The 13,972-nt window shown below is 38.7% G+C and carries 13 protein-coding genes and 3 other annotated features; of the genes, 2 read left to right on the forward strand and 11 right to left on the reverse strand.

Annotated features, from left to right (window positions below; genetic code table 11):
- Positions 1-44 precede the first annotated feature (44 nt).
- Together J2S17_RS19085 and J2S17_RS19090 are read left to right on the forward strand one after the other, a co-directional pair.
- Positions 45-407: a carboxymuconolactone decarboxylase family protein gene (locus tag J2S17_RS19085; RefSeq protein ID WP_307477365.1), complete on the forward strand. Its 363-nt coding sequence runs from the start codon at positions 45-47 to the stop codon at positions 405-407.
- Between the two features lie 17 nt (positions 408-424).
- Complete coding sequence (locus tag J2S17_RS19090) at positions 425-847, forward strand: pyridoxamine 5'-phosphate oxidase family protein (RefSeq protein WP_307477366.1); 423 nt, start codon at positions 425-427, stop codon at positions 845-847.
- Between the two features lie 211 nt (positions 848-1,058).
- Here J2S17_RS19090 and J2S17_RS19095 read toward each other — a convergent pair whose 3' ends face one another.
- The 11 genes from J2S17_RS19095 to J2S17_RS19145 all read right to left on the reverse strand — a co-directional run bounded on the left by J2S17_RS19095 (position 1,059) and on the right by J2S17_RS19145 (position 13,769).
- Complete coding sequence (locus J2S17_RS19095) at positions 1,059-2,156, reverse strand: prephenate dehydrogenase (RefSeq protein WP_307477367.1); 1,098 nt, start codon at positions 2,154-2,156, stop codon at positions 1,059-1,061.
- A 28-nt stretch (positions 2,157-2,184) separates the two neighbouring features.
- A complete protein-coding gene (gene hisC / locus J2S17_RS19100; RefSeq protein WP_307477368.1) occupies positions 2,185-3,273 on the reverse strand; it encodes a histidinol-phosphate transaminase in 1,089 nt (362 codons plus the stop codon).
- A gap of 86 nt (positions 3,274-3,359) precedes the next feature.
- On the reverse strand, positions 3,360-4,529 hold the full coding sequence (gene aroC, locus J2S17_RS19105; protein WP_307477369.1) for a chorismate synthase: 1,170 nt from the start codon (positions 4,527-4,529) through the stop codon (positions 3,360-3,362).
- Between the two features lie 58 nt (positions 4,530-4,587).
- On the reverse strand, positions 4,588-5,670 hold the full coding sequence (locus tag J2S17_RS19110) for a bifunctional 3-deoxy-7-phosphoheptulonate synthase/chorismate mutase (RefSeq protein ID WP_307477370.1): 1,083 nt from the start codon (positions 5,668-5,670) through the stop codon (positions 4,588-4,590).
- A 172-nt stretch (positions 5,671-5,842) separates the two neighbouring features.
- Positions 5,843-6,071: a binding site (T-box leader), on the reverse strand.
- A gap of 43 nt (positions 6,072-6,114) precedes the next feature.
- Positions 6,115-6,342, reverse strand: a binding site (T-box leader).
- Between the two features lie 41 nt (positions 6,343-6,383).
- Positions 6,384-6,613 (reverse strand) — a binding site (T-box leader).
- Between the two features lie 377 nt (positions 6,614-6,990).
- Positions 6,991-7,881 (reverse strand): 5'-3' exonuclease, encoded by an 891-nt coding sequence (locus J2S17_RS19115; RefSeq protein WP_307477371.1) that lies wholly within the window; start codon positions 7,879-7,881, stop codon positions 6,991-6,993.
- A 107-nt stretch (positions 7,882-7,988) separates the two neighbouring features.
- Positions 7,989-8,189: a hypothetical protein gene (locus J2S17_RS19120; protein WP_307477372.1), complete on the reverse strand. Its 201-nt coding sequence runs from the start codon at positions 8,187-8,189 to the stop codon at positions 7,989-7,991.
- A 76-nt stretch (positions 8,190-8,265) separates the two neighbouring features.
- A complete protein-coding gene (locus tag J2S17_RS19125) occupies positions 8,266-8,463 on the reverse strand; it encodes a hypothetical protein (protein WP_307477373.1) in 198 nt (65 codons plus the stop codon).
- A 218-nt stretch (positions 8,464-8,681) separates the two neighbouring features.
- Complete coding sequence (locus J2S17_RS19130; RefSeq protein ID WP_307477374.1) at positions 8,682-8,837, reverse strand: response regulator transcription factor; 156 nt, start codon at positions 8,835-8,837, stop codon at positions 8,682-8,684.
- Between the two features lie 230 nt (positions 8,838-9,067).
- Positions 9,068-9,904, reverse strand: coding sequence for a sulfurtransferase (locus tag J2S17_RS19135; RefSeq protein WP_307477375.1), 837 nt, complete (start codon positions 9,902-9,904; stop codon positions 9,068-9,070).
- Positions 9,888-10,091, reverse strand: coding sequence for a hypothetical protein (locus J2S17_RS19140; protein ID WP_307477376.1), 204 nt, complete (start codon positions 10,089-10,091; stop codon positions 9,888-9,890). Before J2S17_RS19140 ends, J2S17_RS19135 begins: the two co-directional genes overlap by 17 nt.
- An 18-nt stretch (positions 10,092-10,109) precedes the next feature.
- Positions 10,110-13,769: a dynamin family protein gene (locus J2S17_RS19145; protein WP_307477377.1), complete on the reverse strand. Its 3,660-nt coding sequence runs from the start codon at positions 13,767-13,769 to the stop codon at positions 10,110-10,112.
- Positions 13,770-13,972 lie beyond the last annotated feature (203 nt).

Genomic DNA, 13,972 nt, shown 5'->3' on the forward strand with positions numbered 1-13,972 from the left:
TCATAATAAAAATGATATAAAAAAATGAATGGAGTGCATATATTATGGAATTTCAATCACAGTCATATGCGAAGGAATCATTAATTAAATATAAAGAAGGATTAGGACTTCTTGCAGAGAATCTTCCTTCATTTACGGATAAATTCAATGAGTTTACACAGGAATGCTTCAAAGAAGGAACGCTATCACAGAAGGAAAAACAATTAATTGCTCTTGGAATTAGTGTTCAGGCACAAGATGAGTTTTGCATGATTTATCATACGAAAGGCTGCATTGATTATGGGTGTACCGAGCAAGAGATACTGGAAGCCATCGGTGTAGCCGCGGCATTTGGCGGTGGAGCTGCTATCAGTCAAGGCGCTACACTTGTTCAAGACTGTATCAAAGAATTTAATACATTAAATTAAGATAAGGAGGATCTCGCATGCATGAAACAGAAATCATCTCGCGCGTTACCAAAATCGTCAGCAATCATAAGATTGGCGTTTTATCAACCGTAGAAAATAATCAGCCGCACTCACGATATATGACCTTTTTTCTGCAAGACCTCACTCTGTTTACGCCTACTAAAAAAGATACAGAAAAACTGGCAGAGATCCAGAAGAATCCTTATGTTTCAATATTATTGGGATTTGCAGAAAAGGGAAGCAATGATGAATATATAGAGTTGAAGGGCGTGTGCACATTAAACGAAACAAAAGAAATCAAAAAGAAATTTTGGAATGATTCTTTTAATAGTTGGTTTGAAGGACCAAATGACCCGAACTATATATTCTTGGAGATTAAACCTGAAACCATTCGCATTTTAAATGGGGAACATATGTCTACAAAAGAATACAAGCTTTAAACTTTGGTGTTGACCTTAATAAAACACCGGCAGGTTTCATTCGGATACTTGTGAACTGAGAACTTACCGGTGTTTTTTCATTTGTTTTCATATTTATTGATTTCTATATCCATTGACTCAGCTTTACTACTTTTGATTTCCTTCCTGGGAAATAATTTCATTATTAACGAGTCACTCAACAGCAGACAGCCTTCCAGTTCGATATTCACCTTTAAGCTACCTGACAAATCTGGAAATGATTATTTTCCAGTAATTCACAGGCCTTTAATCGGTCTTCTTCTTTCATAAAACAAAGATTCACTACTTGATTGGCATGCAGCCATTCCAATTGGTAATCTGCAATAAGAATATTTTCATTGTCTAATAAACGGAATAAGCAGTTTAATTCTTCAGGTGCATGATTCACCTGTATGCTCAATCGGAAATATGGAAGTGATGCTTGTTTATTACGAGAGGGTAATGAATCTCTGTATTGCTTGGCTTCTTCAAAAAACTGTGTAGTAACTGTCTCATTGCCCTCCAACAAAACCTCAGATAATCCTTCCAGTTTATGCTGGAAATCACTGATCAGATTTAACAGAACCCTTCGATTTTGCAACGTAATATCTTTCCACATCTTAGGGTTGCTTGAAGCAATTCTAGTAAAATCGCGAAACCCTCCAGCAGCTATCATCGAAGTGATTGGACTGCTACCAGATTGCTGCTTTACTTGATTAACAAGTAAACTCGCAAGTATATGCGGAAAATGACTAATTAGCCCAGTAACGAAATCATGCTCTTCTTTATCCACTATAACAAATTGTGCTTTGATTTTGCTTAGCCATTTTTTTAATTCATCCACTCTTCCAGTACAGGCAATCGTTGCTGGAGTCAAAAGGTAGTAGGCATTCTCAAATAAATGGAGGTCGCTATTATCTACTCCTGATTGGTGTGAGCCGGACATAGGATGACCACCAATAAACGTAACTTGATTATTAAAACATCTGATAGCCGCATCCACTATCTCTCCTTTCGCGCTTCCTGTATCAGTAACAATGACGTGCTCTTTTAGCTTCATTTGTGCTAATTTTTCTATTGTCTTTTTTGATTCTATTACAGGTGTTGATAATATGATTAAATCCGCTGTTCTTGCCCCTTCTTCCAAAGACTGCGCCGCTGCATCGATGATCTTATATTTTAAGGCTTTTTCAATTTCATTTTGATTAACATCGAAACCCATTACTTTTGCATTGGGATGGTGCGTCTTAATAGATAGAGCGAGGGAGCCGCCAATCATTCCAACTCCGACAATCAATACAGTACCAAGCATTGCTGTCCTACCTCCCTACCCATATTAGCTAGTTCTGATGATGGTTTTGCATAAATTCCAATATTTTTTCTCTGACCTTTATGTTTTGCTCTTCTAAACCTATGGTAATTCTTATAGATGTAGGAAACCCCAGCCCGGTGCCCGACCGAAGGATTATTCCGCTTGATTCTAGAAAAGCCTCCAGACGTTCAATGTCGCATTGAAGATCAACTAAAATAAAATTGGTTTCCGATGGAAAGCAATGCAGGTTGTTCTCAGAACAAAATGTATAGTATTTTTCTCGTTCTATTACATTTTTCAATCGACTTGATTCTATAAATGCTTGATCCTCCAAAGCCAGTGACGCTGCATGTTGTCCGTACTGATTATTTGTAAAGGGTAGTCGAATCGATTCCAGGTGTTGAATAATATGATGGGACGCAATGCCATAACCTATACGCAAACTGGCAAGTCCGTATATTTTCGAAAAGGTCCTCATAATGATTAAATTAGCAAAGTCATTTATAAGATCAATAGAATGATACGCTTGATTAATATACTCAAAATAGGCTTCGTCAAGCACAACTAATACATGTGATGGAATCTTCTGCATAAATTCTCTTATTTTATTTTCAGGGATAAATGTGCCTGTTGGATTATTGGGATTGCATACCCATACTACTGCAGTATTTTGGTCAATTTTTGTTATCATTTTCTCCAAATCATGCGTACCATTCAGCAATTCCACTTCTCTTATTTCAGCTCCATCAATGATTGAGTTATTTTTATATTGCGAAAAAGTCTGCGAAGCCATTACCGTATTTTTCCCTGGCTCTAGCAATGTTCTTGAAATCATTTGTATTAACTCATCTGTGCCATTTGAGAAAATAAACTCAGTTTCATTCATATTATATAACGATGCCAACGACTTCCTTAGATGTCCTACATTTCCTTCCGGATATATATTTAAAGGAATTTGCCTCTCCGTTAATAAATCCTTTACTTTGTTTGAATAGCCATATGGATTTTCATTAGAGTTCAGCTTAATAAGCAAATCAGTTTTTGATCGTTCTGCTGCCTCATTAATGGATTTCCCTCTCTTATAAGTTTGCATCTTCAATATTTGTTTTTTCCACATCAATTGTATCTCCCCGCCTTCTTATAGCGTTGTTCTAGCTGAGTTTAATCCCCTATAACCACTTGCTATTGCATCATGCATACACGCTAAAATGCTAGTGCGTCTGCTTTATGCTTTTCGATTGATTCTCGCAATTTATCAAATTTGTCACTGTCAAATTGCTGAGTGAGTGCGGCTGCCAGCTCCCATGAAACCACTGCCTCTGCCACAACACTAGCTGCTGGAACAGCGCAGCTATCAGAACGCTCAATATTAGCTGAAAAGGTTGCTTTAGACTCTATATCAACACTCATCAACGGCTTATATAGTGTGGGTATAGGCTTCATCACTCCCCTTACTACAATCGGCATACCAGTTGTCATTCCACCTTCGAACCCGCCAAGCCTATTTGTTTTCCGCGAAAAACCTTTGTATTCATCCCATATAATTTCATCGTGCACTTTGCTGCCAGGCATCCTTGCCATTTCAAACCCCAAGCCGAATTCTACGCCTTTAAAAGCATTAATGCTGATCATTGTATTTGCAATTTTAGCATCCAGTTTTCTATCGTGGTGAACATAGCTGCCGACCCCTACAGGCATGCCTTCAACAATGACTTCAACGACTCCGCCTATCGAATCACCCTTCTTTTTTGCTTCATCGATTGCTTCCATCATGCCTGTTTCAGCAGCTTTATCACTACATCTGACAGGCGAGTCTTCAGTTACTGCCTTTAACGCGGCTAAATTTTGATATTTGAAATCTTCAGCCCGTACACCACCTATTTCAATGACGCGAGAAGCTACTTCAATGTTTAATAGCGACAATATTTTTTTCGCCACGGCACCAACTGCCACTCTGATTGCTGTTTCTCTTGCTGAAGACCTTTCAAGCACATTCCTCATATCACGGTGACCGTACTTTATTCCCCCTACAAGGTCAGCATGACCAGGCCTTGGCCTTGTTATTCTTCTCTTTATTTCAGCTTCATCTTCTGCCAATGAGTCTATTGCCATGATTTTTGTCCAATGCTTCCAGTCATGATTTTCTATTGTTAAAGCTACAGGCGAGCCTAATGTATAACCGTGCCGCACTCCAGCTGTAATTTCAACCTGATCCTTTTCTATTTGCATTCTTCTTCCTCGTCCATAGCCCTTTTGTCGTTGTGATAATTCTATATTGATGTCTTCAACTGAAAGGGGCATGCCTGCAGGCAAGCCTTCAATAATCGCCGTAAGTCTTGGTCCATGTGACTCTCCCGCTGTAATAAAACGCATTTCTCCAACCTCCATTATGATCAACCAGTATTGTGGGATCTTGATGATGTTCTATTCTTTATACTAAAGCCAATTTTTTCTGCAATACTTTTAATTCTTCAATGAACTCATTGAATTCAGCAATATTCATTTGCTGCGCCGAATCAGATAAAGCAACTGCCGGATCAGGATGCACTTCAGCCATAACCGCATCTGCACCAATTGCCAATGCCGCCTTCGCCGTTGGCAGCAATAAATCTTTTCTGCCTGTGGAATGCGTTACATCTACAATAACCGGTAAATGAGTTTCTTTTTTCAATATTGGGACTGCAGAGATATCCAACGTGTTTCTTGTTGCCTTCTCATATGTCCTTATTCCTCGTTCACAAAGGATGATTTGATTATTCCCATTAGCCATGATGTATTCGGCTGCATTGATAAACTCTTCAATGGTTGCCGAGAGGCCACGCTTTAATAGCACTGGTTTGTCTACCTTTCCAACTGTTTTGAGCAATTCGAAATTTTGCATATTTCTAGCACCAATTTGAATTACATCCACATACGGTAATGCCATTTCTACATCGTTCGAGGAAACAATTTCACTTATAACAGACATTCCTACCTCGTCTCCAACCTTTCTTAATATCTGCAATCCTCTCTCTCCAAGACCTTGAAAATCATACGGAGATGTTCTCGGTTTGAACGCTCCACCTCGCAATAACGTTAAACCTTGCTTTTTCATAGCCAATGCCACAGATTTTACCTGATCGTAGCTTTCAACAGCACAGGGACCCATTATGAACCGCTGGCTTCCATCGCCTATCATTTCACCATTTATATCCACAATCGTATTCTGCGGCTGCATCTTTCGGGAGACGAGCATCTCTTTCTTTTGGTGGTTATTTTGCAGATTTAAACTAGCTTTAAATATCTCTTTAAAAAGAAATTTAATCGTAGATACTTCAAATGGTCCGCGATGATTCTCTATGATTAAGGCTAATGATTCATTTTCGCGGATTGGATCAAAGGCTTTCATGCCCAGCTCTTCTTTCTTCCAGCCGATGTTTTGAGCTACCTCTGCTCTTTCATTGAGCAATTCCAGGATATCTAGATTAATCCTGTCTATTCTTTTTCTTAGTTGTTCCAATTCATTTGCATTCATTTTGCTTCTCTCCTTCACTTTTTTATCATTGATTGAGCAGTTCTATTTTTTCAAACTCATTTGCAGCCTCATCCCAATAAATAGGAATCACCTCCTTTAGTTTTTCGAATTAACGACATCAGAAAATTCCAGCCAACCTTTCAACATAAAAAAGCCCCTACTGAAATGATTCAGTAGGGGCGAATTTGCTCGCGGTACCACCCTAATTGTGAACAGGATTGTTCACTTCTCATTTTTGTTAACGATCATAAGACCGTCTTTCCCTCGTAAAGCTTGCGCTATACTTCGAAAAAGAAGCTCCAGGATTGTAATTCGTGTTTACCTTTGTACTGATTTGCACCAACCATCAGCTCTCTTTAACAGGAAGATATACACTACTTTATTCCTTTCTTCGCCTATCTTATTAAATTTTTTTATATAAAAAAACCCCTACTGAAATGATTCAGTAGGGGCGAATTTGCTCGCGGTACCACCCTAATTGTGAACAGATTTGTTCACTTCTCATTGTGTTAACGATCATATGACCGTCTTTCCCTCATAAAGCTTAAGCTTTACTTCGAAAAAGAAGCTCCAGGATTGTAATTCGCGTTTACCTTTGCACTGATTTTCACCAACCATCAGCTCTCTTTAACAGGGAGGTATACACTACTTTATTCCTTTCTTCGCCGATCCTATTAAATTCTAAATATAAAAAGCCCCTACTGAAATGATTCAGTAGGGGCGAGGTTGCTCGCGGTACCACCCTAATTGTGAACAGATTTGTTCACTTCTCATTGTGTTAACGATCATATGACCGTCTTTCCCTCATAAAGCTTAAGCTTTATTTCGAAAAAGAAGCTCCAGGATTGTAATTCGCGTTTATCTTTGGACTGATTTGCACCAACCATCAGCTCTCTATAGCAGGGAGATAATTACGCTACTGTGTTCCTTTCATGGCTGCATTAAAAATGCTATGAATATTATATTTTTGAATTATACATTGCTTATCATTTTTTTGTCAACAATATTTTTTCAAATAACCGAAGTAAACAAAATCTATTGAAGTGCAAATCCCTTATCACGGCTCTATTTCTTTAGTGATACTCCCTTTTCAAAAAAACATTTTCTGCAGTTCCAAAAAACGTAATGTTTGAATGATTGCTGAGTATAAAGACAGCGTCATCAATTTCATAATAGGGAAAAGGAGAAATTCATCAAATGTTACCGATAGCTTTTTGGAAAGCGAACGTACGCTTCTCGAAGTTCAATGAGATACAATTCATTTCACATTTTTTACACGCAGAATAATTGGCTCTATAGCCTTAGCAGCTTAGTAAAAATTTATGCAAATGATTTGCTATCTTCAAGCAGCTTATGCATTCCGCGAAACTCAACTTCTGTGAACTTTTCTATGACTTTATTTCTGTCCATTCTAAATACTGAATCAGTTAAAGTACAGGCAACAGGCACATCACATTTAATTTCTGCCAGTTGTCGGCTAAGGTGCAGCATGTCCAAGTCCTGTTCGATCTTTACCCGCTGTCCCTTAGTGATAAGGTGAAGGTTTTCCAGCACACCCTCAATATGTTCATAGGATTGCAGCAGCTTTAACGCTGTTTTTTCGCCTATCCCTTTCACACCTGGGTAGTTGTCACTTGCATCTCCCATAAATGCTTTGAGGTCTATCATTTGCTTAGGTGTAATCCCTTTTTCTTCATAGAAAGTCTCATGAGTGTGAACAAGATAATTGCCATACCCTTTTTTTAGCAGCGCAACAGAAATATTTTCTTCAAGTAATTGTAAAATATCTTGATCCCCTGTAAGGATTATTACCTCGGCTGCGTCTTTCATTTCTTTTGCTATGGTACCGATACAATCATCCGCTTCATATCCTGCAAGGCCAATATTAGGGATATCAAAAGCCTCAACCACTTCCTTTACAAGATCGAACTGCGGTATCAGCTCAATCGGAGCTTCAGGGCGATTGGCTTTATATCCATCGAACATTTCCGTCCTGAATGTCTTGCTTCCCATATCCCAGCAAACCGCAACATGGGACGGCTGAAATTGATTGACAGCTGTCAAAAAGTGCTTCACAAATCCGTATACTGCATTCGTAGGAATTCCTTTTGAATTTATCATAAACTGTCCTGTCACAGCTGTTGCAAAATAGGCTCTGAATAGCAGGGCCATTCCATCTACAATTAAAAGTTTCTCTTTATTGTCGTTCAAGTCTTTTCCCTCCTAGCATTTCACGCTAAAAACTATTATAACACGAGGACATTTTTACAAAAGGAATTCTATAAAAAATGAAAAATATCCCTTTTCAAACTCAGATTTTAATCAATGAAAATTTGAATTTTTAAATGATAGTCCTTCCAATAATGCACGCCATCCACTATGAGTTTTTCTGGTTTTTCATCTGATTCGAATTGCAGTGTGCGCTCTTTCAATAAGGTCCGGTCATCTGCTTCAGTTTCAAATTGAATCACAATCGTATTTAAGGGGATCTTCCTTTTTTTCAGCTTTAATTGATACACCTTCCAGCACCACATCCTTATCCGTCACGATCGTCATTTCCCTTATTTCTTCAGAAGTTGACAGTAAGTTGACCGATTAATGTTTATCGCCCAATAAAACGAAAGGATTATTCATTTCCTTTTTTAGTTCAATTTCTTGATGGAGTTCTTCATATCCTGCAAAATTGTCCACCCCTATTTCTAAAGAAGCCAGAGGCTTTGGCAGCGCATTGTACTTCAGCTCAAATTTCCCACCATTGAGGGAAGAACAGTGGCTGCTCCCTTGCATTTCCACTTGTTTTCTATTGGCTATTAACAATATGCCGTCCAATGACTCCGATACGCGATCAAAGTTATCTATGTCTATCACTCCTGTAATGAACGTTGAAGTTAGTGTTGCAGTAATCTTCTTAAAAGCAATTGCCTCCTAATCTACCTGAACCATTTCATTGATTTTTCCCTTCCATTCTGAAGCCATGGCTTGATTAGGATACCAGCCATCCAGCTGAGGCATCATGACATCAGAATAGCTATATCAAATTTTTCTATTTCCAATTTAGTCACAGCTTGAACGCCATCCTCCGCCTCTGATATTTCAAAGCCTTCTTTTTCTAAAAAAAGACGTACAAGCTCATGTATATACGCATCATCAATTAGTAATTTGGTCATCTTTATACTTTCCTTTCGCTCATGTAAGCTGGCTTGAGGTTATAAAGAAACTAATCAATTGCTCTTTCACAACTATCATTACTTAGTAACCATCAATAGTATACATATAAGTTATGAATTGAATATGAACTGACAAAAAAGACTGAAACATAAACAGCAAAAATAAAAAGGACTTAGAATCAATTCATCTAAGTCCTTCTTATTGTTTTTACTTTTTCATCGAACTCCGTTTATTTTCCTGTTCCAATTGGATTTTCATCATAGGAGATCCAATCGCTGAAGCTGCCGGGATACAGCTTGACATTTTTATAGCCGGCTTCCTTTAAAGCAAGGAAGTTAGGCGAAGCTGTTACGCCCGAACCGCAATAAACAATCAGTGGGCGGTCCTTATCAAATTCTGAAAAACGATTTGCCAATGCTTCAGCAGTTTTGAACTTCCCTTCGGACAAAGACTCAGTCCACACTTTATTCACTGCACCTGGTATATGTCCGGCTTTCTTATCAATTGGCTCGATAATGCCTAAGTATCTCTTTTCCTCCCGAGAATCAATTAAGACGGCTCTACTATCTTCATTCAAAGAGATTTTTTTTACTTCATCGTGTGAAGCCATGATGCCTTCGTTGATTCTCACCTTATAAGTTGCTGCAGAATAACTTGGAAGCGCGCTATCAATTGGATACCCTTTAGCAGTCCAATCTTGATACCCACCGTCTAAAACATAGACTTTATCGTGACCCAAGAATTTTAGCAGCCACCAAAAACGGGAAGCAAACGAGTTTTCCCCGCCATCATAAGCAATAATTGTCGTATCATTATTGATGCCGGCATTTTCAAGAGCTTCTGCCAATCTGTCTGCATCAGGAAGAGGATGGCGTCCGCCATGCTCCGATACGGGGCCAGAAAGATTCTTCTCAAGATGAAAGTAGATAGATCCTGGGATATGACCCTTTAAGTATAGGGTTTTTCCTTCTTCAGAAGCGGCTAAATTAAACCGGCAATCTGCAATCCTTACATTCTCGTCGGTTAGATGTTCAAAAAGCCAATCTGCATCAACTAGATTCTTCATCGATCTGTTCCTCCATTCTTTTTTGCATCAGTTTTTTCACATGCTCTTTAGGGGTCCAGCAATTAAATGTGTAATTAGGCTGCGTTTCATAGCCTAACCGTTCGCAAATATAGGAGATCCCATTCTCTCGCTTAATTGCACGAAAGTTCACACAGGTTGCACAAACATGAAATGTATTCTCTTTCATTGCAGCACACTCCTTTATTTACATGTATGACTTTAAGCGATTCTCTATCTCAATCAGCTGGGCAACAGAGAAATCGGCAGTTAAAGCAGCCATCATGCCCTCATAATATTCCTCAACCTGATTACTTAAAGAAGCAATTAGTCGTTCATCTTCTTGCTTCAGCATTCCTTCATAATAATCCTTTAATTGCTGATTAGATTTCTGCAAATAATCATCGGCCGGGACTTGAAGAGCGTTCTCTAGTTCATCGGCAAGATATTTTCTTTCATTTTTTTCGAAAAAGGATTTCGGGTTTTTAAAATGGGACATCGCTTTCTTAAATTGAACCAAGTCTAATTCAACAAATGCTGTTTCAAAGTCAGTTCCTTCCATTGCTTCAACTTCAAGTCTGCTAAATGAAAGCTGCTGATTGATTTCCTGCGCCTGTTTAGTCAAACGATCAAAAGATTGCTGAAGCTGCTTGCCAATATAGACTTCCAATCGAAGGGTGGTTGCCCTTAATTCCTGGGCAAAATCAAAACCAAAGGATTGCAGAAAGTCGTTTAATGCTACCTTCAGCGCTTTCTTCAAATCACGCCCATCATCCTTTAGCAAAGCTGGATTAAATGACTCTTTCAGGAAATCTCCAAATCTCAAAAAGACACGCTGCTTAATATAGAACACAAGCTCATCTGCTTCTTGTTCAAGCCTTTGCGTCAACAAAGATACATCTTGACTTGTTAAAATCCCGTTTATCTCATCCTTCTCCCTTAAAAGCTGCCTCTTTTTGCCATCCTTAGCCTCTTTGCTATCTTGTGAAGATTGGATAAATGATTGCAGCTGGGAAAGCACACGCAACCATTCCGATTCTGCAGATGTAACAGAGATTTTCATTAAATCATTGTTAATAAAAGAATAAAAGTTCTTTTCGAAAGCTTGTATTCCTGAGGAGCCTTGTGTTCCGCTCAGTTTGTCTTGTAGTGCATGCATGCTGGAAAGCCCGTATAAATGAGGCTTTCTAATGCCATATTGAATTAATTGTTCACTTACATAATCCAATACATCATTCTTTTCACTTTCGTTATTTGCTAGATCAATCGCATTGACGACGAAAAACATTTTATCGAGCTCGAATGAATCTTTTACACGTCCCAGCTGGATTAAAAATTCCCGATCAGCTTTTGAAAAGGCATGATTATAATAAGTAACAAAGAGAATGGCATCGGAATTTTTAATATAATCAAAGGCTACACCTGTATGGCGGGCATTGATTGAATCTGCTCCAGGTGTATCAACAAGGCTGATTCCCTTTCTCGTCAGCTCGCAATCATAATAAACTTCAATCATTTCGACAAAGCATGATTTTTCTTCTTTTGCCACGTAATCAGTAAACTCCACTAAATCTGTTTGGATTATGGTGCCCAGTGCGTCTTTAAAATGATCGAATCCTTTTGAAAAAGCTGCTAAAAGGGCGAAATGGGTTTTTTCATTGGCATCAAAATCATGCTGGTCTGCCAGAATGCCTTTGATTTTCTTGATTGCATCGATAAAATCTTTTGCCTCACGTTGAAATACTTGCAAAGAACGATTAATATCAGCAAATAATACTGTTTGTGATTTAACCCTGACAAGCACAGTTCCATGCGGATTTTCCTCGTTTACAGGCATGATTTTATTGATTGCAGCTGTAGTCGGGTTCGGTGAAACAGGAAGAAGCTTCTCACCAATTAAAGCATTGGCAAATGAAGATTTGCCAGCGCTGAATGCTCCGAAAAGCGCAACAGTGAATTGCCTGTTCTCCAGCCTGCCTGCTTTTTGCAAAAGTTCCTTGGAAATTTTCTTAAATCCTGGAACTGAAGCAATTTCTTCTGACGTATACTTAAGCTTTCCTACTAAATGTTTGGTTGTTTCTGCAGAATCTTCCTCACTATTTAATATGAATTGCTCATCTTCATCCGTTGCATCGTTACGCGCTTCTTTTTCCAGCACCTTTTCCTCTTCTCCTGGATGCACAATTTCCGCTTCTTCCTCTTGCTCATGGAGCAGCTGTTCAGATGCCATTTCGTATTTCTCATACTTATATTCACCAGTTAGAAACTTGCCTAGCTCTTCTTTAAAGCGTGCAATATTCTCCTTTAACTGATTCAAGCCTATAAGGGCATCAGCAAAGGTTTGCATAGACTGCAACTCTGTTTCTATCTTTGTTTGTTCTTTTTTCATTTTTGCTTGCAGGGAAGTGACGAAGCCAGACTTTAATCCATTTAAAGCAGTTTTCGTGATTTTCTTTACACTCTCTGCTACATCGTTTGTATATTGCAGGACATAATCGCCGGAAAGTCTCGCACCGCCTTTTACAGCGCTGGACAGCACCTCTTGATCAATTGTCATTTGAAAATTTTGAGCAGCTGCGATAAGAAGGTCATCATGAATATCATGTTCCTTGAATTTTTTTAAGAAAAGCTCTTTCATATGCCATACAATTTGCGCTTGGACTTTTTCGATGAAATCTTCAAATAAACGATCCAACCTGGCTTGTCTTTCCTGCTCTGTTTTTTGCTTGGCAAAAAACAAGCCCATTTTGAAGTCGGACTGCCTTGATTCCAAATACTTCTCCGCTAATTCCCTCGTTTGAAACGGCATTAAGTAAGCATTTTTTAATATTTCATCTATGTCATTGTTTAATTGAACTTCCGTCGATTGAAGAAGCTTATTTATGTTGGCTAACTGAGCTTGAAGCGATTGCACTTTTTCAAATACGAGCGGACGCTCATCTTCAGGCAAATCTGCTAATGCACTTTCGTATCCTTCCAATTCAATCCCTTGTTTTTCTTCTAAATAAACAAGATGTTCTTCAGAAAGCTTTTTCAATGAATGAAAGACTGACTGCGGCAAAAGTTCCTCCTTATTCGCAATCATATCTTGCATAAATGACTGCAATGCAGGAAACTCATTTTCTGCCAAATCCTTTTTCTTCAAAGAAGTATAAAAAATCCTTTGAGGATGCACGCCCCAAGAGGCAAATGAATCCTTCACACTTTCAGTGAACTGTGAGAACGTTAATTCTTCCTCGCGGTGTTTATCAATCTGATTAATGATGAGATACACCTGTTTTCCAGCTGCAGTTAATTCCTTCGTAAACAAAAAGTTCAACTCAGATTGAACATGGTTATAATCCATCACATAAAAGACTAGATCCGCTAAATGCAAAGCGGATTCCGTGGCAATACGGTGAGCATCATCCGTCGAATCAATCCCTGGGGTATCCATAATCACTGTATTCAATGGCAATGTCGTATCCGAATGACTGATTTCGACCGTTCTTATTTGGTCCCCATCTTTGCTGAACCTCTTTATTCGCTCATAATCGTATGGCGCCAGATAAAGCTTTGGCGGACCTTCCTTAAAGAACACTTTTGCATAGTCCTCTCCAGCCTTTACTCTTACCAAATTTGCACTGGTCGGAATTGGACTGGAAGGCAGCAAGTCATCACCAACCATTTGATTGATCATACTTGATTTTCCAGCAGAAAAGTGGCCGCAAAAGGCGATTGAAAATTCTGAATCGCGCAATTTTAAAACGAGGTCCTTTGCCCTTGCTGCCGTTTGCTGATCTCCATTATCGCGAAAAAATGTATATAAAGCCGCAGCTCTTTTTAATAACCCTAATCGATCAAGCTGTTGATCTACTATCTGAACCATAAAAAAATCCCCTTGTCACATCAATTTACTTCTTATTCTATCCGATTTTCACTATATTTCCTATATAGGTACTAATATATTATAAAACATCGGCTATGGGAACAACGAAATGCTGCGCGGGCGCGTTCAACCATGAAAAGCTTAAACGAAATAAGAAATGAAGATGCGTAATGGCATCTGCTTCTTACTTGGCTAAAGAACTC

Source organism: Cytobacillus purgationiresistens, assembly GCF_030813235.1.
Lineage (GTDB): Bacteria > Bacillota > Bacilli > Bacillales > Cytobacillaceae > Cytobacillus > Cytobacillus purgationiresistens.

What these genes read in the sequence shown, in the direction of transcription:
- J2S17_RS19085 (WP_307477365.1), top strand. Translation starts at nt 45, where the DNA reads ATGGAATTTCAATCACAGTCATATGCGAAGGAATCATTAATTAAATAT.
- J2S17_RS19090 (WP_307477366.1), top strand. Translation starts at nt 425, where the DNA reads ATGCATGAAACAGAAATCATCTCGCGCGTTACCAAAATCGTCAGCAAT.
- J2S17_RS19095 (WP_307477367.1), bottom strand. Translation starts at nt 2,156, where the DNA reads ATGCTTGGTACTGTATTGATTGTCGGAGTTGGAATGATTGGCGGCTCC.
- hisC (WP_307477368.1), bottom strand. Translation starts at nt 3,273, where the DNA reads ATGTGGAAAAAACAAATATTGAAGATGCAAACTTATAAGAGAGGGAAA.
- aroC (WP_307477369.1), bottom strand. Translation starts at nt 4,529, where the DNA reads ATGCGTTTTATTACAGCGGGAGAGTCACATGGACCAAGACTTACGGCG.
- J2S17_RS19110 (WP_307477370.1), bottom strand. Translation starts at nt 5,670, where the DNA reads ATGAATGCAAATGAATTGGAACAACTAAGAAAAAGAATAGACAGGATT.
- J2S17_RS19130 (WP_307477374.1), bottom strand. Translation starts at nt 8,837, where the DNA reads ATGACCAAATTACTAATTGATGATGCGTATATACATGAGCTTGTACGT.
- J2S17_RS19135 (WP_307477375.1), bottom strand. Translation starts at nt 9,904, where the DNA reads ATGAAGAATCTAGTTGATGCAGATTGGCTTTTTGAACATCTAACCGAC.
- J2S17_RS19140 (WP_307477376.1), bottom strand. Translation starts at nt 10,091, where the DNA reads ATGAAAGAGAATACATTTCATGTTTGTGCAACCTGTGTGAACTTTCGT.
- J2S17_RS19145 (WP_307477377.1), bottom strand. Translation starts at nt 13,769, where the DNA reads ATGGTTCAGATAGTAGATCAACAGCTTGATCGATTAGGGTTATTAAAA.